19 protein-coding genes and 1 pseudogene are annotated in these 19626 nt (G+C 41.2%); 6 read left to right on the top strand and 14 right to left on the bottom strand.

Annotated elements, in window-relative coordinates; translation table 11 throughout:
* The first annotated feature begins 152 nt into the window (after positions 1-152).
* The gene (locus H9647_RS04575; protein WP_191798515.1) at positions 153-329 is read left to right on the top strand and encodes a hypothetical protein; all 177 of its coding nucleotides are present in this window, start codon (positions 153-155) and stop codon (positions 327-329) included.
* Positions 330-749: 420 nt separating this feature from the next.
* Here the strand turns inward: H9647_RS04575 and H9647_RS04570 are convergent, their stop codons facing one another.
* The 3 genes and pseudogenes from H9647_RS04570 to H9647_RS04560 form a co-directional block, all read right to left on the bottom strand.
* The gene (locus tag H9647_RS04570; protein ID WP_191798514.1) at positions 750-1088 is read right to left on the bottom strand and encodes a L,D-transpeptidase; all 339 of its coding nucleotides are present in this window, start codon (positions 1086-1088) and stop codon (positions 750-752) included.
* A 35-nt stretch (positions 1089-1123) separates the two neighbouring features.
* Positions 1124-2254 (bottom strand): ribosome small subunit-dependent GTPase A, encoded by a 1131-nt coding sequence (gene rsgA / locus H9647_RS04565; RefSeq protein ID WP_225229037.1) that lies wholly within the window; start codon positions 2252-2254, stop codon positions 1124-1126.
* 394 nt (positions 2255-2648) lie between these two features.
* Positions 2649-2879, bottom strand: a pseudogene (locus H9647_RS04560) (DUF2087 domain-containing protein); the annotation flags it as partial.
* A 148-nt stretch (positions 2880-3027) separates the two neighbouring features.
* Between H9647_RS04560 and H9647_RS04555 the strand changes: the two are divergent.
* The 3 genes from H9647_RS04555 to H9647_RS04545 all read left to right on the top strand — a co-directional run bounded on the left by H9647_RS04555 (position 3028) and on the right by H9647_RS04545 (position 5143).
* Positions 3028-4029: a YpdA family putative bacillithiol disulfide reductase gene (locus tag H9647_RS04555; RefSeq protein ID WP_191798513.1), complete on the top strand. Its 1002-nt coding sequence runs from the start codon at positions 3028-3030 to the stop codon at positions 4027-4029.
* Positions 4030-4034: 5 nt separating this feature from the next.
* Positions 4035-4478 (top strand): DUF441 domain-containing protein, encoded by a 444-nt coding sequence (locus H9647_RS04550; RefSeq protein WP_191798512.1) that lies wholly within the window; start codon positions 4035-4037, stop codon positions 4476-4478.
* Between the two features lie 152 nt (positions 4479-4630).
* On the top strand, positions 4631-5143 hold the full coding sequence (locus H9647_RS04545; protein WP_191798511.1) for an ADP-heptose synthase: 513 nt from the start codon (positions 4631-4633) through the stop codon (positions 5141-5143).
* A gap of 71 nt (positions 5144-5214) precedes the next feature.
* On the opposite strand, the gene H9647_RS04540 is transcribed toward H9647_RS04545, so the two are convergent.
* Together H9647_RS04540 and H9647_RS04535 are read right to left on the bottom strand one after the other, a co-directional pair.
* Positions 5215-5658: an NUDIX domain-containing protein gene (locus tag H9647_RS04540; RefSeq protein ID WP_318245254.1), complete on the bottom strand. Its 444-nt coding sequence runs from the start codon at positions 5656-5658 to the stop codon at positions 5215-5217.
* A gap of 54 nt (positions 5659-5712) precedes the next feature.
* Positions 5713-6012 (bottom strand): HesB/YadR/YfhF family protein, encoded by a 300-nt coding sequence (locus H9647_RS04535; protein ID WP_191798510.1) that lies wholly within the window; start codon positions 6010-6012, stop codon positions 5713-5715.
* A 539-nt stretch (positions 6013-6551) separates the two neighbouring features.
* Between H9647_RS04535 and H9647_RS04530 the strand changes: the two genes are divergently transcribed.
* Together H9647_RS04530 and H9647_RS04525 are read left to right on the top strand one after the other, a co-directional pair.
* Positions 6552-8297 carry an ABC transporter ATP-binding protein gene (locus H9647_RS04530; protein ID WP_191798665.1) on the top strand — a complete coding sequence of 582 codons (1746 nt, stop codon included), beginning with the start codon at positions 6552-6554 and terminating at the stop codon, positions 8295-8297.
* A 15-nt stretch (positions 8298-8312) separates the two neighbouring features.
* A complete protein-coding gene (locus H9647_RS04525) occupies positions 8313-10394 on the top strand; it encodes an ABC transporter ATP-binding protein (RefSeq protein ID WP_191798509.1) in 2082 nt (693 codons plus the stop codon).
* A 92-nt stretch (positions 10395-10486) separates the two neighbouring features.
* On the opposite strand, the gene H9647_RS04520 is transcribed toward H9647_RS04525, so the two are convergent.
* The 9 genes from H9647_RS04520 to H9647_RS04480 all read right to left on the bottom strand — a co-directional run bounded on the left by H9647_RS04520 (position 10487) and on the right by H9647_RS04480 (position 19607).
* Complete coding sequence (locus H9647_RS04520) at positions 10487-11011, bottom strand: hypothetical protein (protein WP_225229036.1); 525 nt, start codon at positions 11009-11011, stop codon at positions 10487-10489.
* 58 nt (positions 11012-11069) lie between these two features.
* Positions 11070-11411, bottom strand: coding sequence for a sensor histidine kinase (locus H9647_RS25670; RefSeq protein ID WP_318245261.1), 342 nt, complete (start codon positions 11409-11411; stop codon positions 11070-11072).
* A 12-nt stretch (positions 11412-11423) separates the two neighbouring features.
* Complete coding sequence (locus H9647_RS04515) at positions 11424-12860, bottom strand: sensor histidine kinase (protein ID WP_225229035.1); 1437 nt, start codon at positions 12858-12860, stop codon at positions 11424-11426.
* Positions 12861-12880: 20 nt separating this feature from the next.
* Positions 12881-14047, bottom strand: coding sequence for a response regulator transcription factor (locus H9647_RS04510; protein ID WP_225229034.1), 1167 nt, complete (start codon positions 14045-14047; stop codon positions 12881-12883).
* Between the two features lie 131 nt (positions 14048-14178).
* The gene (locus tag H9647_RS04500) at positions 14179-15843 is read right to left on the bottom strand and encodes an extracellular solute-binding protein (RefSeq protein ID WP_191798508.1); all 1665 of its coding nucleotides are present in this window, start codon (positions 15841-15843) and stop codon (positions 14179-14181) included.
* A gap of 70 nt (positions 15844-15913) precedes the next feature.
* Entirely contained in the window at positions 15914-16810 is an 897-nt protein-coding gene (locus H9647_RS04495; protein ID WP_191798507.1) for a carbohydrate ABC transporter permease, read from the bottom strand.
* A gap of 45 nt (positions 16811-16855) precedes the next feature.
* Positions 16856-17812: an ABC transporter permease gene (locus H9647_RS04490; RefSeq protein WP_191798506.1), complete on the bottom strand. Its 957-nt coding sequence runs from the start codon at positions 17810-17812 to the stop codon at positions 16856-16858.
* Positions 17813-17999: 187 nt separating this feature from the next.
* The gene (locus tag H9647_RS04485) at positions 18000-18710 is read right to left on the bottom strand and encodes a hypothetical protein (protein WP_191798505.1); all 711 of its coding nucleotides are present in this window, start codon (positions 18708-18710) and stop codon (positions 18000-18002) included.
* A 24-nt stretch (positions 18711-18734) separates the two neighbouring features.
* Positions 18735-19607, bottom strand: a complete 873-nt coding sequence (locus H9647_RS04480) for an ATP-binding cassette domain-containing protein (RefSeq protein WP_191798504.1) — start codon at positions 19605-19607, stop codon at positions 18735-18737.
* Between the last annotated feature and the right edge of the window lie 19 nt (positions 19608-19626).

The following is a 19626-nucleotide window of genomic DNA, read 5'->3' as shown; positions in this document are numbered from 1 at the left end:
GTTATCTGTCCTTAGCTCCATCGCCATTTACCCACTATCTTCTTATTCACATAACAAATAAAAGGCAGCTAATTACTAGCCTGCCTCCCTCTTTCTTCTACGACTCGCTGTTTACCCCAGGGAAAAAGCGACGTCCATTACCCCTCCCTCACGTGGAGAGGAAGCTTTACGCTGCTCACCTACAACGTGACACTAGGGAACAAGATCATTCCGAGATCATAGCGACTTTTGGCTTTGGCTGGACCCTTACTTCTTCGAATCTACTTACGTCCAGACAAAACAAGCGGAGCATGAGCACGGAAGGAACGTTTCCCGACGCACTACAGTAACGCTGAGCACAAGTTATCTGTCCTTAGCTCCATTGCCATTTACCCACTATTCTCTTATTCACATAACAAATAAAAGGCAGCTATTTACTAGCCTGCCGCCCCTCTTTCTTCTATGACTCGCTGTTTACCCCAGGGAAACAGCGACGTCCTTTACCCCTCCTCACGTGTGGAGGAAGCTTTGCGCTGCTTCACCCTACAACGTGACTCCAGGGAATAAGATCATTCCGAGATCATAGCGACTTTTGGCTTTGGCTGGACCCTTACTTCTCCGAGTCTACCTACGTCCAGACAAAACAAGCGGAGCATGAGCACGGAAGGAACGTTTCCCGACGCAAAACAGTAACGCAGAGCACGGAAGGAACGTTTCCCGTCACCACTACAGAAACATTGAGCACAAAATAACCACTTACGCCTTAGACATCAGGGACGGATCGTAACTCTAGTGCCCACCGTTACCTTACTAGCAAGATCAAGTACATCTTCGTTATACATGCGGATGCATCCATGAGATACATTATGACCAATTGATGAGGGGTTATTGGTCCCATGAATACCGTAATGTGCTTTCGATAAACCAAGCCAATATGCCCCAAATGGGCCACCAGGATTCGCTTGTCTATTCACAATAGTAAAATCACCAACGGGTGTTTGTGAAACCATCGCTCCAATTGCTACTGGGTATCCCCTTACCACAACATCATTGTCCAACAAATAAAGCATGTGATCACTTTGGTCCACAATGATTCGATAATTTGGCATGTGCAACTCCTCCTGCCCTTATCGTATGCACCTGATTATTTTGAGGCTCCAAAATCCTCCTCTACTTCAGCGCGCCACTCACCTCTTTTTTTACGCCGTGGAGCATTTTTTGTGGATTTACTATTCCTTTTGGAAACTTCCGCTTCTTTCCGCAGTTGATAAGCAATCTCACGCTGCATTTTGTGATAATTCGTTAACCGACTTGCATCCACCGTTCCTGTTTCTATGGCTTCTCTTACAGCACAGCCTTTTTCTCTCCCATGCTGACAGTCATCAAAATAGCATTGTTTCGCCCATTGTTCAATGTCATCAAACGTGCGTGCTATCCCGTCACCATCATCCCAGATCGATAATTCCCTCATACCAGGTGTATCAATGATAACTCCACCATCCGGTAATAGGAATAATTCGCGATGCGTTGTCGTGTGTCTTCCTCTGCTGTCATCGTCACGCACCTCTTGTGTGATTTGTTCCTCCTGACCTGTAAGCCAATTAATAATTGTAGATTTACCAGAACCAGATGATCCGATAAGCGCTACCGTCTGTCCAGGACAGGCATATTGATCAAGAAGGTCTTTACCTATGCCAAGTTTCGCAGATACCGCAATCACGGGGACGCCCGGTGCAATTTCATCTGTCTCTGCAAGCCTAAATGCTACATCATCATTTAAATCACTTTTACTAAGCACAATAACGGGATTTGCCCCGCTGTTCCAAGCTAGAATTAGGTATCTTTCTAACCGTCTTACATTGTAGTCTTTATTTAGTGCACACACGATGAATAAGGTGTTCACATTCGTAGCAATAATTTGTTCTTTCGTCTCATTTCCAGCGGCCTGTCTAGCAATGATACTGCTTCGTTCCAAAACCTCATGCACCTTCACATCATCTTGTGCTCCATGAGAAGTAATCACAATAAAATCGCCGACACCGGGTTTCATTCCACCTGCCTCTTGCCTTTGTCTAAATTTACCGGTAAGAGATGCAAACCGTCTTCCTTCCGCTGTAATAACACCAAACTTCTGACCATAGTCCGCAATGATACGTGCCGGTTCATAAGCTGCTGTAATTGCTTCTTCTTCCACGCTCATCGATTCAATCGTTTTTATCCATTTCTTGTTCCATTCTTCTGCCCAGCCCCACTGTTCTAATCGGTTATTATTCAAAGGTAACCCTCCATTTTCACTTTTCGTTCTTAGGTCATTTTCCACCTCGCCAAACAGACACAAAAAAACCGCAGGAAACAACATCCTGCGGTTCTGCTTTCTTTTCATGTCTATAATCCATGACTAAGAGAACATAAATAGCCGTTCCCCTCTGTCATTATAATATAGCAATAAAAAAAGCATCCTCAGGATCTTCCCCCTGCGGATGCTGAACAGTTATTAATCAAGTGTTACGTTCATAATACAACGTACTACTCATTAATAAACTGTGGTCCGTTTGGGAGACGATGTGTACAAGCAACTAACAAAATCATCATCATATGGTTACTCATAGGTATCGCCTCCTTCATCATTTTTTCCATATGTTACACAAAATACGTTTTTGTGTCAAACTTTATTTTACTTGGTCCCACCGAGTCCACATTTCAACTGGATTCACTTCATAGATTCCATCTTCCCTGTACATAAACTGGTGCATAATAAATTCCCGACGTAAAGTCGCAAAATCTTCATGATACTTCTTAATAAATTCATTAATTTCTTTTTCTTCATATTTTTTACCTTGATCAAGCTGCTCCACCATATGCTGAAGCACAATCAATTTTTTCTTATACTGGGTGGGAATCGATCATTAATCTAATTACAAATTTTTGTAAACCTCCATTCCTGACACCTGTTTACTGGCAATCAAATGGTGAATACGATAGGATAATAATACCTATGTTTATCCATGAAGTATGGAGAGATAATGATTAAAGGAGGAAATAAGGCTTATGAAGAAAGATGTCATTATTATTGGAGGAGGCCCCTGCGGTCTTTCTGCTGCTATTGAATGTAAAAAGCTTGGTCTATCCGCACACATCATTGAAAAATATAATGTCGTTCAGTCGATCTACCTCTATCCAACAAATATGCAATTTTTCAGTACCGCAGAGTTGCTTGAAATCGGAAATGTTCCCTTCAGTTCGCCTAATGACAAACCCTATCGTTATGAAGCACTTGCCTATTACCGTAAAGTTGCTTCGCATTATGATTTAGAAATGTCTTTGTATGAAGAAGCTTATGCCATTGAACCTTCTGCTGAAGGAGGTTTTCATGTCAAAACGAAGAATCGCAAAGATGAAACCACAATATATGAGGCACAACATGTGGTTGTTGCCACGGGATATTTTGATCATCCTAATTACCTCGGTATTCCGGGTGAAGAAATGGATAAGGTAACTCATTACTTCCGGGAAGCTCATCCTTATGCACGTACAAAAGTTACGATCATTGGGGGCAGCAATTCAGCCGTTGATGCCGCTCTAGAGCTTGCCCGAGTGGATGCAAATATTGACATGGTCTACCGTGGAAACAGTATTTCCGAGCATATCAAACCATGGGTACGTCCTATTTTTGAAGGGATGGTAGCTAAAGGGAAAATAAAACTGCATCTTTCTTCACGAGTTACCGAAATTCATGAAAATCATGTAGTGGTTACTCCAAATGAAGGCATTCCTTTCGAGCTTGCCAATGATTTTGTACTTGCCATGACAGGATTTCGACCAGATCGCAAGTTACTCACCTCTATAGGCGTTACCATGTCCGATGATATGGACAAGCCTCTCTTTAACCCGGACACAATGGAGAGCAGTGTTCCTGGAATTTACATAGCGGGCGTTATAGCTTCGGGACGGAATGCCAATGAAGTATTTATCGAGTCTGGAAGATGGCATGGTAAGCTCATCGCGGAACATATTAAATCCAAAGCTGCCGATGCGGTTAAGGAAGGATGAAAACAATGGATGTCACATCCCTATTGCTGTTAGCTTTTGCAGCTCTCGGGATTATCAGCAGTAATACCCCCATTACGATTGCCGTGGTTGTTCTTCTGCTTATCCGGGTAACCGGTATGCAGCAAGCTTTTCCATGGCTCGAGAAGTACGGTCTGACCATTGGTATTATCATACTTACGATTGGCGTCATGGCTCCTCTGGCCAGCGGGAAGATCAGCCTGGATACGCTTGGCTCTTCTTTTCTAAACTGGAGGTCACTCCTTGCCATTGCCATTGGTATGCTAGTAGCATACCTTGGCGGACGCGGCGCCAGCCTGATGAGTGGACAACCTACCGTCGTCGCTGGACTTCTTATCGGAACCGTTCTTGGTGTCGCTCTATTTAAAGGCGTCCCTGTTGGTCCGCTCATTGCTGCGGGTATCTTATCCTTACTGATTGGTAAATCCTAATACTTTATCAAAAGACCATCTCTTTCAAACCAAAGAGATGGTCTTTTGTCTGCCGCCCGTTCTTAAGCTATATAGCTAAAGTGATATATGTTATACTCATATCAATTGACAAAAACAAGAAAATACATCGCAGCAGCAGGAGGATTACCCCAATGCCACGAACACTGGTTACGGAAGCCGTGATGATCGCAATATATGGTCAGTTACTGGCGCCATCAGCGCCTATTGAATATCTGTTACCTTATACCACGGTGGTGGAATTATACGAATTACAATCTAGCCTCGATCCGCTTATGGAATCGAAGCACGAGGATCAGCATGTTAAGAAAAAAATAAGTCAGCTGCTCCAGTACTTTGAAGAACCGCTCAATCAAAAAAAAATACGGAGAACTCTTCAGATCCCTTGGGCGCAAAGCTCACCTATACTGCTCAGTGATCTGGTTTCTATACGTATCGTGAACGCACTCGATACTGCAGTGTTTGGTGAGTTATTTGATCCAATCGAGACAGAACTGCTTATTACCTCTCAGCGTTTTAAGGCTCCGCTTCTGACGGATCAAGTCGAATGGATCTCACGAATCCTTGAAGCAAAGGTTTCTGTTCAAATTTATGATATTGATGATTTTGAATATGCTGTCGAAAATAACGACTTCACGGAATCTTGACTTTTATTTTATTGGTATGCACCACAAAAACAGCCTCCCCTGCTAATACAGGAGAGGCTGTTTTTGTGTACTTATAAACGAGAAAGCATCATACTTGTAACTGGACAAAGTTCTGGAGTTTCCTCTTTTGCAAAAAAGCGCAAGGGTCCTTCTTCTTTGACTGCCCCGTAATCTAGTTCCGAAGAGAGCAGGCCTTGAGCAGAATAAACTGCAATCAGATCATACTCTTCGTCTCCAGTAGCAAACGTTCGCTTCAGTTCAGGACCAGACAGCAGTGATTCGAGCTTCATGCCCTCCGCTCTAAGTCCTGTTTCTTCCCATAACTCACGTAGCGCAGTCTCTTCTAATATCTCGCCAGGCTTCATGCTGCCAAGAGGTATGCACCATAATCCATCGTCAGCACGCTGTTGAAGTAAAATTTTACCCTGTTTGTTCAAGACGACCACTGCAGCTTTTACTGCAATCAAGGATCTTTTCATTACATATTGCCCAAGATCTCCTTTTTTGGAATTCACGAGGACCTCCCTCCTTGTCTATAAGCTACAAGTAATTAAGTGACTTCAACTTGTTTATTCTGTTTCTGTTTCGTATCGGTATAAGATATCATCTTCTGCTTCTACATAGGTTACATCCAAACGATGACCTTTTAAATACCAGTAGTCTTGCTCTTCCATAAAGAAAGTGATGCCTGAAACCTCTGTTCGTTTAATCGGATCTTCGGGTTGTTCTACAGAAATACCGAGTGAGAAGCCCGGATGAAGACCTCCGCCAGAGCTGTACCGAGCAAAAAATCGAATGGCTTCGCCATCTGATATTCCAAGCTCTTTCTTGTACCATTCTGCCGCTGCTTCCGTTACGTGTATGCTCATCGTTATGTCAACTCCTCATCGTTTGTTTTTATATTATCATATTGATTCCCTTCAAGTCATACTTAAGCCGCATGAATGGAGTATAAAATGGAGAACAATTTTTAAAACACCCAGCATTTGTATTTTTATGAAAATGTTTGACATATAATTTGTCAGGTGATAATATTTTTTTCAGACGATTCCTTAGCTAGAATTAATTACCAATACGAGAAAGGGTGATTCCGATGTTTAGAATTATGGATGATTTATTTACAACCAGACAACTGAATACGGAGCAGCCCATCAATAATATTGGAATTCATTCTAATCAGTGAAAATGTATCTCACGACTTTTACACCTACTTTTTTACAACCAATCATTAACGGCTTCTGCTCACGCACGTGACATTTGCTACGTATGAACCTGAATATAGGAAGGCATACCGTTTAGCGAACGGTATGCCTTTTTTTGTGGTTTGTAAGATTGCGCTAGGACCCTGAATCGTATCACAGAACAGATGAACGAAATTGAAATTCATTTTAGAAAGGATGGGATTACCTTGTTCGCAGTACTTAAAAATTTAAGCTGGTATTTTAAACAGGAGCGAAAGCGATATATCGTTGGTTTGATGTTGCTAATTCTGGTCGGCATCGCTGAACTGCTTCCACCAAGACTGATCGGGCATGCCATTGATGAGATTGTCACCGGTTCCATCACCTGGCCCTCACTCACCCGCTATATTTTACTTATTCTTGGTATTATTCTGGTCATCTACTTTATTACATATGTTTGGATGCACAAGCTATTTGGAGGAGCAAACCTCGTCGAAAAATTACTTAGATCAAGGTTTATGGGCCACTTGCTCCGCATGACTCCGCCATTCTTTGAGCGAAATCGTACCGGCGACCTGATGGCAAGAGCTACTAACGACCTACGCTCTGTTGCTCAAACTGCAGGGTTTGGAATGCTCACCTTAACAGACTCGACCGCTTACTTGACGACAGTACTCTTTGCAATGGGGTTTCTGATCAGCTGGAAACTCACGCTTGCTGCAACTCTGCCGCTTCCTTTTATAGCTATAGCCATGATGATCTATGGAAAAAAAGTGCATGAGCGCTACTCTCTTGCGCAAGATGCTTTTGGTGATATGAACGACCAAGTCCTTGAATCCGTGGCAGGTGTTCGTGTCATTCGGGCTTATGTACAAGAACGTCATGATGAAGAACGCTTTAATGGAATTACAGATGATGTATACCGTAAAAATTTAGCTGTAGCTAGAATGGATGCTTTGTTCGAACCTACCATTCGCCTGTTTGTTGGGCTCAGTTATATTATCGGACTTGGCTACGGAATCTACCTTGTTTTTCGAAATGAAATTACATTAGGAGATCTCGTATCCTTCAACATGTATCTTGGAATGATGATCTGGCCGATGTTTGCCATCGGGGAGCTGATTAATGTCATGCAGCGCGGCAGTGCCTCCCTAGACCGTGTGAACGAAACATTACATGTAGTCCCCGATGTGCAAGATCCTGCTGAACCCGTACATGTAAATGCACCTGAACGTATTCAAATGAAAGGCCTGAACTTCCGTTATCCAACTTCTACAGTCCCCAATCTGACTGACATTAATCTTGATATTCATCAAGGGCAGACTCTTGGTGTGGTTGGAAGAACAGGAAGCGGGAAATCAACCTTGCTGAAACAACTTCTTCATGAGTATCCCTCTGGTTCTGGAGAGCTTCTAATTAACGATACCAAGATGGATGACATTTCAAAAGACCAACTTCACAGCTGGATTGGATATGTTCCGCAAGAACAGATTTTGTTCTCGAAAACAGTGCGAGAAAACATTCAGTTTGGTAAACCTCACGCTAATGAAGAAATGATTATGGATGCGATTCGCACCGCGGCGTTTGACGGAGATTTAGGTACGCTTTCCGATGGACTAGAAACGCTCGTTGGTGAAAAAGGAATTGCTTTATCAGGAGGACAAAAACAGCGGGTATCTCTCGCAAGGGCCTTCATCTCAGATCCTGACATACTTATTCTCGATGATGCCTTATCAGCGGTGGATGCACGTACCGAAGCAAAAATTATAACCAATATTCGAAAACAGAGATCCGGCAAAACGACGTTCATCTCTACCCATCGTTTATCTGCGGTAGAACATGCGGACCATATCATCGTTCTAGAACAAGGGAAAATTGTGGAACAAGGTACGCATGAACAACTCCTGAACCAAGATGGTTGGTATAAAGAACAATACGTACGTCAGCAAGTCGAATCTACTCTCACTCGTTAAGGAGGTGCCCTCTATATGAATTATACAAAAAACGTGACTAAACGATTATTTGCCTATGCACTACAATCGAAAGGAACCTTCATTGCTGCACTTATCATGTTATCTATCGGAGTTGCTGCTGATCTGACGGCTCCGTTTATCGCAAAAAACATGATTGATAATCACGTTCTTGCGATCGAAAAACCTTACTTTGAGTCAGAGCCAGGTCAAGACGCTGTTCTATATCAAGATCAATATTACAAACGTTATGACCGCTTTCGTGAAGGAGAAACACAAGGTGAGGAAATTCGTATCTTACAAAGCGGACGCTCTTTTTATCTTATTAATGAACCCGTCACCATAGAAAGCGGGACTCGCACTTATGAAAATGGAGTACTCACGGTGACACGCGGTGAACAAAGCGCAGCTTATCAAGCAACTCCGTTATCTGTAGATGAGCTATTTTCTTTCTATGCTCCAGAGCTTCCAGGTATTTATAAGCTTGTCGGTTTATATTTCATATTTTTACTCATAGCAATTATTATGGATTTTGGGAAAACGTACTGGCTACAATCTTCAGCGAATAAAGTAATCCAAAGGCTCCGTACGGATGTATACGCTCATATTCAAAGGCTTCCTGTTCATTATTTCGATAATTTACCAGCAGGTAAAGTCGTTTCTCGGATCACGAATGATACGGAAGCAGTCAAAGATTTGTTTGTAGCTGTACTCTCGAATTTCTTCTCAGGAATCATCACCATGATTGGGGTTTATGTTGCTCTCTTCATTCTAGATGTAAAGCTAGGGCTCATCTCCCTGTTCGTTGTCCCTTTACTGGTGGTGTGGATGATCCTTTACCGAAAAATTGCAACAAAATATAATACGATCATTCGTTCCAGACTTAGCGAAATTAATGCCATGATTAATGAATCCATTCAAGGAATGTCTATCATTCGCGTATTCCGCCGTCAGAAGAAAACAAACGAGGAGTTCGAAGCGTTAAACGAAGATTACATGAATCATCAGAACAAAATGCTCAATTTAAATGCGTTCACCACCCACAACCTTGTAAACGTACTTCGTAACCTCGCTTTCGCCATTGTTCTTCTCTATTTCGGTGCAGGTTCAATAGATGGATCAAGTCTGATCTCTCTTGGTGTACTTTACGCATTTGTCGACGTACTAAGCCGTTTATTCCAGCCGGTTACAGGCATGGTTAATCAGCTGGCTAACCTGGATTCTTCCATGGTATCAGCAGGGCGTGTTTTTGAACTCATGGACGAGACCGGCGAACAAGTAACGGACAGTTCTATGCCAAGATATCTTGGCAATGTAGAATTTAAAGACGTTTCCTTCGCTTATAACAGAGATTATGTGCTCAAGAATATATCATTTGAAGCGAAACAAGGTGAAACGGTTGCGCTAGTTGGTCATACCGGATCAGGAAAAAGTTCAATTATTAATCTGCTATTTCGTTTTTATGATCCGCAAAAAGGCACGATTACAATTGACGGTCAGGATGTCAAAGATATTCCTAAACAATGGATTAGAGAACATATGGGAATTGTACTACAAGATCCTTATCTTTTTACGGGTACCATTGCTTCAAATGTCAGCTTGAATGATAATAAAATTTCTCGAGATACCATTGAAAAGGCCCTTCGGGATGTGGGTGCGGAACAGTTACTCTCTCATCTTCCGCAAGGTTTTGACGAACCCGTCGTAGAAAAAGGAAGCACCTTATCTGCTGGGCAGCGCCAGTTGATTTCTTTTGCAAGGGCACTAGCTTATGATCCTGCTATCCTGATCTTAGATGAAGCAACCGCCAATATTGATACGGAAACAGAAGCCATTATCCAAAGTGCGCTGGAAGTTTTGAAAAAAGGGAGAACCACTTTTATCATTGCCCATCGTCTCTCTACCATTCGTAGTAGCGATCAGATATTAGTTCTTCACCAAGGGCAGATTGCGGAGCGCGGAAATCATGATGAGCTAATGGCTCTTGGCGGACGATACTATCAGATGTATCAACTTCAACAAGGGAATTTACTGCCTGATTCCACTGTTACAGATCAAGTGAAACAGCCAGCCCTAGCGCAGACATCTGTCCCGCTGTAATCAACAATCATGCACGAACTCACATAAAAAACCCTCTTGCAAAATTGGTTTGCCTAGAGAGCAATCACAATTTTGCAAGAGGGTTTTTATTATTATTTTGAATTCTCATCACCATCAGCCGAATAGCCGTCTTCCCATTCCTCATCGTATAACTCTTGATCCGTCTCCTCTTCGAGTTCAAGCTGATTAATCAGCACTTGTGTGTAATGCAGTAGTTTATACTCCAGCTTCTGCGCCTGATCTTTGAATTCAATAAGCTCATCAATCATCTGAGAACGACCTTCGGGAGTGAAGGTTTCTAATATGCGTTCCTTAAAATAATCATGCACGATATAATTTCGTTTTTTCCATATATTATTTAAAAGAATACTTTCCTCTTCTGAGAAATCAAAATTATGCTGTATTTCATGAACCAGTTGACCTAATGAACTTCCTAATTTTTTGTAATATAAGTTCGTAAGTTCCTCTTCCGGGCTAATCTTTCCTTGCGTCAGCTTCATTAGCACCAGCAAATTGACGAGTTGTTGTTCTAAGGCTTGTGAGTAGTATACCGCCAAACCGTAATAAGAGAACAATTCCTTGGAATGTTCACTATCCAGCAGCCGATGCTCATGCATAAGATGTCTCTCCTTTATACTTTCTTATGCCTATGTTACTAGGAATGTTGTGGTAAAATCAACCAAAATCTGATTTCTTTGGTGAGAGACCACTCTTTTTCTGCACCGGAATGATGATTGTGATACTTGTTCCAATACCAAGCTGACTATAAATGGTTACCCCGTACTCTTCACCAAAAGACAACTGAATCCGTTCATGTACATTACATATTCCATACCCTTTTTGTTTATTTCTATCTTTTTCAAGCAAAGATTGTGCATGCGGAGACTTCATGCCGACTCCATCATCAATGATCTGAAATACAACCTTGTCCTCGAGCTGTTCACCCGTGACCCGGATATAAATTCGATCTCCACACCAGGCATGCTCTAGTGCATTCTCAATAAAAGGCTGTAAAATCAGCTTGATTGTCTAATACCGCAATAGATCAGGATCAATATTAAAATCCACTTCCATACGGTCTCCGTACTTCACCTTCTGAATATCCAGATAAGCCTGCACCTGTTCGAGTTCTTTATAAATAGAAATGATGGTCTTCCCATCATTTAAGGTCAGCCGGTAAAATTTTGCTAAATTCATGACCATTTCATGCTGCTGCTCCACTCTTCCAAACTTCGCTAGCCGACTGATTGAAGAAAGCGTGTTATATAAAAAATGGGGATTAATTTGGGCTTGAAGCGACTCAAGTTCAGCCTGTTTATTTTTCAGGTTGGTTTCATACACTTCCCCAATTAAATGTTCCGTTTGCTCCCCCATTTTATTAAGCGCATCCGCTATTAATGTAAATTCATCGGTTCCTTTATAATGAATTCGTTTATGATAATCCCCCTGCTGAAACATAACAAGTACGGAGATCAGCTTACTGAATCTTTTCGAAATATATCTGGAGAAATAGCTGGCTACCGCACTAATCAATACTACAAACAAAAAGCAGATCAGCAGCGTGATCTGGGTAACTTTCTGTACTCCTTTTCCCAAAATCCCTTGAGGTACATAGGCAGTAATTGTCCAGTCAAGCTCCGGTATCTCCTCATGGATAATCAGTTCACTTGAAGCACTCTCATTACGCTTGGCATGATGACCTTCTGCATTCAGATCACTGGTAGCGTACATTTTTTGGCCATTCTGATCGACAACTTCAATCATACTTCCCGGACCGATTTTATTATAATCCATACTTTCAAACAATTCAGATAGATAGATACTGCCGCGAATAAAACCAATTTCTTTCAAATCAAGAGGATCTAGTGTATTCACCAACCGCCGAAGTAAAGAAATTCGTTCAAACTGTTCATCATCATCCACTTGAGACCATTTCATTGTCTTGCCATACTTCTCAGGCGGGAAACTTCGATACCATTCCTCAAATTGAATTCGATTAATATGATATACATCAAAATATTTATCTTTCACCTTTAGTAAATCTACTGGTCCTGCATCATAATATACTTCGGGTAAGTTCGGATCCCGCAGATAAATAGACAACCATAATTTTTGATTCGTTGATTCAACCGCTTGCCTAAATTTCGGAAGAAGAGTCGTTGATGTTTTCTCGTAACTGATCCAGCCTTCTTCTGAACTCCTAAGACTCAGTGCAAGCGCCTCATCGTAGTAAAGCATATCTGATATTCTTTCGGTATCCCTTAATTTATAGCTGACATTATCCCTCATCTGAGCAAGTGTTCCCTGTAGATTGGTGATGGTTTGTGTCCGCATGGAATCGACCAGAATGGAGTTAGCGGTATATCCCAAGATTACGACCGGGAGGATAATGAAGACGAGATAAGAAATAAATAATTTCCAGCCAAAAGGTAAAAATTTCGCACTCTGATTCATCCGTTTATACATGGAGCCAGCCTCATTCTTTCTTATGCTTTTCTACGATATTCAATAGGAGTCATCCCATATGTTTCTTTGAATTGTCTACTGAAATACGGCATATATCGGTATCCGACGCGATCAGCTACCTCATACACTTTGATTTTTGGATCTTGCAATAAGTCCCGGGCTTTCTCCATACGCAGGGCAATAATATACTCATTATAACTTTTCCCCGTCTGTTCCTTGAAGATCGCTCCTAAGTAATTAGGAGAAAAGCATAGCTCGTCAGCGACCTCGCGGAGAGTCACATTCAGATGTAAATGTTCTTCTATATAATGAATAACCCGCCCGATCACCTTGGCATGTTTCTTTTGCTTGAACCTCGGGTGATTCTCCATGTCGAATAGATTCAATAAATGATCTGTCAACCAGAAGAGAAGTTCACTTTTGGTTTGATGGTTTTTGATCTTCTCTACCTCAAGTTCGTTAAGAGGAATAAAACCAACAGGGTAATTCAATTGAGTACTGACATAATGATCGATACGTATAAGTAAATACAGCACCATAAAATGCAGTTGAGATTTGATGTTTTCGCCACGATCTACTCCAAGCATCTCTTTAAGTTCTTCCTGTACCATAACTCGATCACAAGCAAGCAGACAGGAGACCAAGCAATCCAGTGGTTTATTAAAAATAAGCGCTTTCGCATCCGATGTAATTCGGTATATATCTGTATGTTGTTCACTTTTATGAGCTACGCGTGTTCCAATCAGGTGATACTCGATGGATTTGATCGCTGCCTGACTAAATACCAAGTCCATTTCTTCGCGTAGAAGTTTTTCGTTCAATTCATTCGTTATTTTTTGAAGTGCGGTAATCAGTTCCTGATCATCCATTGGCTTCAGCACATAACTATAGGCTTGTAAGGACAAAGCTTCCTTAACATAAGCGAAGTCTTGGTATCCGCTTACAAATATTATTTTTAAATCTGGACGCAGTTGAAGGGCTTTACGAGCCAGCTCCATTCCAGTCATCCCAGGCATATGTACATCCGTAACTAAAATATCGACATGTTTTGTTTCCATCACTTCCAGAGCTTCGAATCCATTATTCACGGCTCCCGTCACTTCAAGCCCCAATTCTGCCCAAGGGATAAATTGACACATCCCTTCCAGATCTAAAATCTCATCGTCTGCAATGAGTACCTGATACATAGTGTCATTCCCCCTTGTAGAGAATTCACAACGAATAAATGATAAACGCATTGCACCGTTCTAAAAAAAGAGCGGTGCGCGTTTACCATTATTATACTTTACTAAATGAAATGAGCGAGTATGAAATTGAATTATTTCCCAGAAATTTTAGCGATATTGTCTTGCCATTTTTTTGTTTTGAAAGCAAGTAACTTATCATATCCGATAGCTACTGCATTTTCATGGGCTTTATCTAGGATAGATAATACTTCCTCATCACTTTTTGCATAAAGCGCTTTGGCTCTTGCTTCTGTGAAAATTTCATTCAATTGCTGCTGAATAATTCCTTCTTCGGACTCAGGCATCGCCGTAAGGTTGATATATTCTGTCGCATCGAACTGTGTTTTCCAAGTAACTTCGGATTGATATTTTGTCTCCCAGTTTTGCTGATCTGCTGGAAGTGATTGTTCAAACTTCATTTTGGCATTATCAACAAAAACGGTATTTCCATTCCACTGAAGGTTAACCGTTGCATCCATCATTTTGTTGCGTCCTTCCACATCTGTTACATAAGCATCCGTGAATTTCGGAGCTCCATCTTCATCTGTTCCATCCCAGTATTTCCCCTCAGGTCCCCACATAATGACACGTTGACCTTCTGGAGATGTGTACCAGTCAAGAAAAGCAAAGATTTTTTCTGGATCTTTTGCACTTTTCGTAATGACACTTACGTTCCAACCAAGACTGTTATACGTACCCGCCCAGATTTTGTTTTTGTCGAGACCCTCTTTGTGCACAGGCCAGATCATGAAGTAACCATCATTTGGATCCTTTTTCTTCAGCTCAATATCACCCACAGCACCATACTCTGTCGGACTTGCACCTGCTGCTACAGCAACGCGCCCTGTATATACTTTTTCCTTGATTTGGTCTTTTGTTTGAGTAAGTGCATCTTGTGCCATTAATTTTTCACGGAACAATTTGCTTGCATATTGCGTTGATTCTCTAAATACAGGATCAAGGAAAATAGAAGTCAGCTGATTATCTTTTGGTACTCCTCTTTCCTTTACAAAGACGGGAGGATGATCTTCGCCAAAGGAGCCGTAAAGAACATCTAGTCCTTGGCCATCTACCGCAAGATCCGGTTCAAACGGAACAACATTCGGATATTTTGCTTTAATTTGTACAAGGTAGTTATACAAGTCTTCTGTTGTTTCTAGTGCTGGCTCACCAAGCTCCGTGTACATCTTCTTGTTAACTAAGTATCCCGCATTACCATTTGGCTGTGAAGTATACCAATTCGGGAATTGATATAACTTGCCGTCGCTAGAGCGAAGCATATTTAACGTATCTTCTCCAGCCCACTCTTTCAGGTTCGGATATTTATCAAGATAATCATCGAATGGGACAAGCGCTCCCGCCTCACGCAGACGCTCTACATCCGCATTACGGTCCATCCAGATCACATCAGGGAGTTCAGATGCAGCAATCATCGTGTTTAGCTTTTGAGCAGCATTTCCCCCGGAATTAATTGCAGATACATTCACTTTTTTATTGTCTTTGATCCATTTACTTGCTTCGTCGCCGCCCCACTGCGGCATTGTGTACCAATCATAATGACCGTAGAAAGTAAAATTTAAATCTTCTTTCCCCAGTTCAAAAGAAGTTGATTCTACGTTTTCTTTTGGCGGAGTAGGTTCTGCTTCCGGTGTAACAGCTGTTCCCCCATTACTACTTGAACACCCTGCAATCCCGATAGCTGATGCAAGCAGTGCAACTAGCAAGATGCTAGTTCCCTTGTTTCTTTTTTTCCACATCTTTGTAACCCTCCCCTTAATATGTCTGGCAAAACAATCTATGGTCCAAAGTCAAATGAACTTTAACCACCTATTCTTTCAGCGATCCAACCAGCACACCCTTCACAAAATACTTTTGTACAAAAGGATATACGGCAATGATCGGAAGTGTAGCAACCATCATCGTTGCCATAGAAAGCGACTTCGTGGTCACACTTCTCATACGAGACATACGGGCTTGTGCAGCAGAGTCTAGCTGCGACATCTGTTCACTCATGATGTTAGAATTCAGTATCTGTTGAAGCATGGATTGAATAGGCAATAACTTTTCATTGTTAATATAAATACTCGGTAAGAACCATTCATTCCAGTGGAAGATTGCCGTGAATAGCGACAAAGTCGCTATAACAGGACCTGAAAGCGGAAGGACAATGCGGAAAAAAGTTTTAAAATGACCGCATCCATCAATTTGCGCTGACTCAAGCAACCCATCCGGTAATCCACGGAAGAAGGTTCGGAAAATAATCATATTCCATACACTGATCAACGTCGGGATAATGAACACCCAGAAAGAATCCATCAGACCAAGACTTCGTGTTACTAAAAATGAAGGAATCAAACCACCACTGAAGTACATCGTTACGATAAAGAAGACCATATAATATTTCCTGCCGATTAGGTCCTGTTTGGACATCGCAAACGCAAGCATCGCTGTAAATAGAACGGAAAATAAAGTACCGATTAGTGTTCTCATGATCGATATGTAAAATCCATTTAATATCCGGCTGTCTTGGAATACAATGCTGTAGTTCTCGAGTGTCCACTCCCGGGGCCAAAAGGTTATACCTCCGAGAGACGTATCCATCCCTTCATTAAAGGAGACCACCAGCGCATTCCAGAAAGGATAGAATGTAGAGAACCCTAGTAAAATAAGAAGAGTGTAGATGATAAACATCATCAATCGATCATTCAAACTTCGGTGTTTCATCTAGATGTCCCCCTTGTGACATATCTCCTTGTTGCACGATGAATCCTACCATAAGCTGTTCCCCGATCTGCGTGCGATATAGTTAGCTACCGTAAGGAGAGTTACACTGATAACGGCTTTAAAAAGTCCAGCAGCTGTCGCGTAAGAAAAACGCTGATTCTCTATACCAATTCGGTAAACATAGGTGTCAATAACATCGGAAACATCTCGGAGAACCGGGTTTGAACCAAGCAGCAAGATGTCTTCGAAACCTGCATTTAATAAGTTACCAATCGCAAGGATAAAGAAAATAATAATCACGGGCATAATGGAAGGTATCGTAATAAACGAAATTTGTTTTAATCGGCTTGCACCGTCCATCTCCGCCGCTTCATATAGACTTGGGTTAATTCCTGCGATCGCCGCTAAGTATACAATCGAGTTAAAACCAATTTCTTTCCATACATTTGTACTTACAAGAATTGTCCAGAAATATTCAGCTGTCCCAAGGAACCCAATAGGTTCATCAATTACATGCAGGGACTGCAATAAAATATTTAAGCTACCGTTATCCGTTGAGAGGATTGACATTGCAAATCCAGCAACAATAACCCAAGACAGAAAATGAGGTAAATAACTAATGGTCTGAATCACTCGTTTAAATGCCATTTGTTTAACTTCATTTAACATCAGCGCTAGAATAATGGGAGCAGGAAAACCAATGATTAACTTTAACGCACTAATGACGAGCGTATTTCTCATAATGGTCCAGAATTCAGGTGCATTAAAGAACATTTCAAAATGTTTAAATCCTACCCAAGGGCTAGCCCAAAATCCATCAAAGATACTGTAATCCTGAAAGGCCATCAGCACACCGTACATCGGAATATAGCTAAATATGAATACAATGATCAAAGCCGGGATCACCATAAGCTGGAGCTCCCATTGTTTCCATAACCGAACCGCTAGACCTCTTGTTTTTTTGCGCTCCGCCACTCTAGTGTCCGTAGAGATCTGTGACATTGTTCCCCCTCCTCTTGCTTATATTGTAAAACCTTCTTGGAGAGGAAACTATATATGTAATTAACGATATTTGATAAAAATCAATGATAATGTAAGTAATCGTAACACAAAATAACGTTTTTTTATTAAAAATAAATAATTCCAGAAAGATAGCGTTTACATGTATGAACAAAAAAAGATGTAAGCGTTATAACATGACATCTCTTTTTTTGGAAGATAGATAAACATAACATGAACCTAAGATAACAGCGTATACAATTGAATAAATCACCAAACCTAACATAGGCCAAATCGATTCAGGTGTGAGCATTTGTTGAATAAGTGGTAATACCGGAGGTAAAACCCAGCTTATAAATTGGACGGAATCAGGCAGGATTGCTATCAATTGTGTATGCAATACGCCTGCAATGGACCATAAAATAAGGAGATTTAATCCATAATTCAATTGAGGAATCATACTTCGCTGGGTTAGCAGTGCTAAAGACGATCCTAAAATCCCGAGCGTGAAATGCCCGCTGATCGCTGTAACCCATTCATTCACATTTGGAAAACCTTGAAACATCATTGTAATAACCGGATAAAGGATTGCGATAGTTGCTAAAATGAAGGTCACTGCGATAGCAGATAACCATTCCGATAAATAGTATTTCCACCTATGTGGAGAATGGGTAAGTGTAACGGCCCGCTGATCTGGGCTTTCTGCATGATATAAACTTCTTCCTACCCAGCAAGATATAAAAAAGAGAAATATTGCCGTTATACTGTAACTATCAGCAATCGGATTCGGCTTATAGGAATACAATAACATCGTAATGAAAACATATAGAACACAAGGTACAAAATAAGCATTTGATCTCAGATAGGTACGGAGAAGATACGTTATATTAGATAAGATCAACTTTTTCCCTCCTTTCAAAACCGTTTATTTTTCTTCTCTGGTCACGGATTGTATCGATCCGCCTTTTGCTAGGATTTGTGCTAGTAAAATATCGCTATGGCTAGAGTGCATAATGATCGTTATTTCGGGTTCAGCTTCTTTTTTTGACTGTGTACTAAGTTCAATGATGCCTTCAGCGGTAGAAAGGATTTTTGCGTCTGCTTCGGAAAGATTGGTAACTCGAACTAGGGTGGTATCTACGGTTACTATTTCTTCTGGCTGCAGCAATCGTATCAATTTTCCCCTATGCATTTCTACTACGCGATCTGCAAGTTCGCTTACAATTAATTGTTCATGACTAGCGCATACTAAGGTCATCTTTGTTTTCTTATACTCTGATAGTAATTGGATCAAATTCTTTTGAGAATTCCGATCTAATCCAGACAAAGGCTCATCGAGCAGCAAAAGTTCTGGATCCCCTAACAAGCTTTGCATGATATTTACCTTCTGTCTCATCCCCTTCGAATAAGAAGCAATCAGCTCATTTTTATCCTCCATAAGTCCAAATAATTCAAACCATACTCCCGTTTGATACAGAGTTTCCTTTTTACTGAGCCCTTGCATTAATCCCATGGCAAGTAAATAATCTTCTGCTGTAAAATTAGTTACTGGTAAACGATCAATCGCATATCCTGTTCTTCTTATTAATGTCTTTTTAGTGCCTCCAGTTATTTTCCTTAGCACTTTTCCTTCCGTTGGGTAGATTAACCCCGCAAGTAATCGAAGGAGGGTGGTTTTGCCTGATCCATTATCACCCATCAGCACAAGACACTCTCCCTGATTAATTTGCAGAGAAACATCCGAGATCACAACTTTCTCACCATACCTCTTTGATACTTCATCTAATTGAATGACCAAGACCTCTCCTCCTCGCCTG

Source organism: Paenibacillus gallinarum, from assembly GCF_014836635.1.
GTDB classification, from domain to species: Bacteria; Bacillota; Bacilli; order Paenibacillales; family Paenibacillaceae; genus Paenibacillus; species Paenibacillus gallinarum.
The sequence above is the reverse complement of the archived record's forward strand: the minus strand, read 5'-3'. Positions and strand labels throughout refer to the sequence as shown.

Coding starts and splice junctions, on each gene's coding strand:
- H9647_RS04570 (WP_191798514.1), bottom strand. CDS start 1,088: ATGCCAAATTATCGAATCATTGTGGACCAAAGTGATCACATGCTTTAT.
- H9647_RS04555 (WP_191798513.1), top strand. CDS start 3,028: ATGAAGAAAGATGTCATTATTATTGGAGGAGGCCCCTGCGGTCTTTCT.
- H9647_RS04550 (WP_191798512.1), top strand. CDS start 4,035: ATGGATGTCACATCCCTATTGCTGTTAGCTTTTGCAGCTCTCGGGATT.
- H9647_RS04545 (WP_191798511.1), top strand. CDS start 4,631: ATGCCACGAACACTGGTTACGGAAGCCGTGATGATCGCAATATATGGT.
- H9647_RS04535 (WP_191798510.1), bottom strand. CDS start 6,012: ATGAGCATACACGTAACGGAAGCAGCGGCAGAATGGTACAAGAAAGAG.
- H9647_RS04525 (WP_191798509.1), top strand. CDS start 8,313: ATGAATTATACAAAAAACGTGACTAAACGATTATTTGCCTATGCACTA.
- H9647_RS04520 (WP_225229036.1), bottom strand. CDS start 11,011: ATGCATGAGCATCGGCTGCTGGATAGTGAACATTCCAAGGAATTGTTC.
- H9647_RS04515 (WP_225229035.1), bottom strand. CDS start 12,860: ATGTATAAACGGATGAATCAGAGTGCGAAATTTTTACCTTTTGGCTGG.
- H9647_RS04510 (WP_225229034.1), bottom strand. CDS start 14,047: ATGTATCAGGTACTCATTGCAGACGATGAGATTTTAGATCTGGAAGGG.
- H9647_RS04500 (WP_191798508.1), bottom strand. CDS start 15,843: ATGTGGAAAAAAAGAAACAAGGGAACTAGCATCTTGCTAGTTGCACTG.
- H9647_RS04495 (WP_191798507.1), bottom strand. CDS start 16,810: ATGAAACACCGAAGTTTGAATGATCGATTGATGATGTTTATCATCTAC.
- H9647_RS04490 (WP_191798506.1), bottom strand. CDS start 17,812: ATGTCACAGATCTCTACGGACACTAGAGTGGCGGAGCGCAAAAAAACA.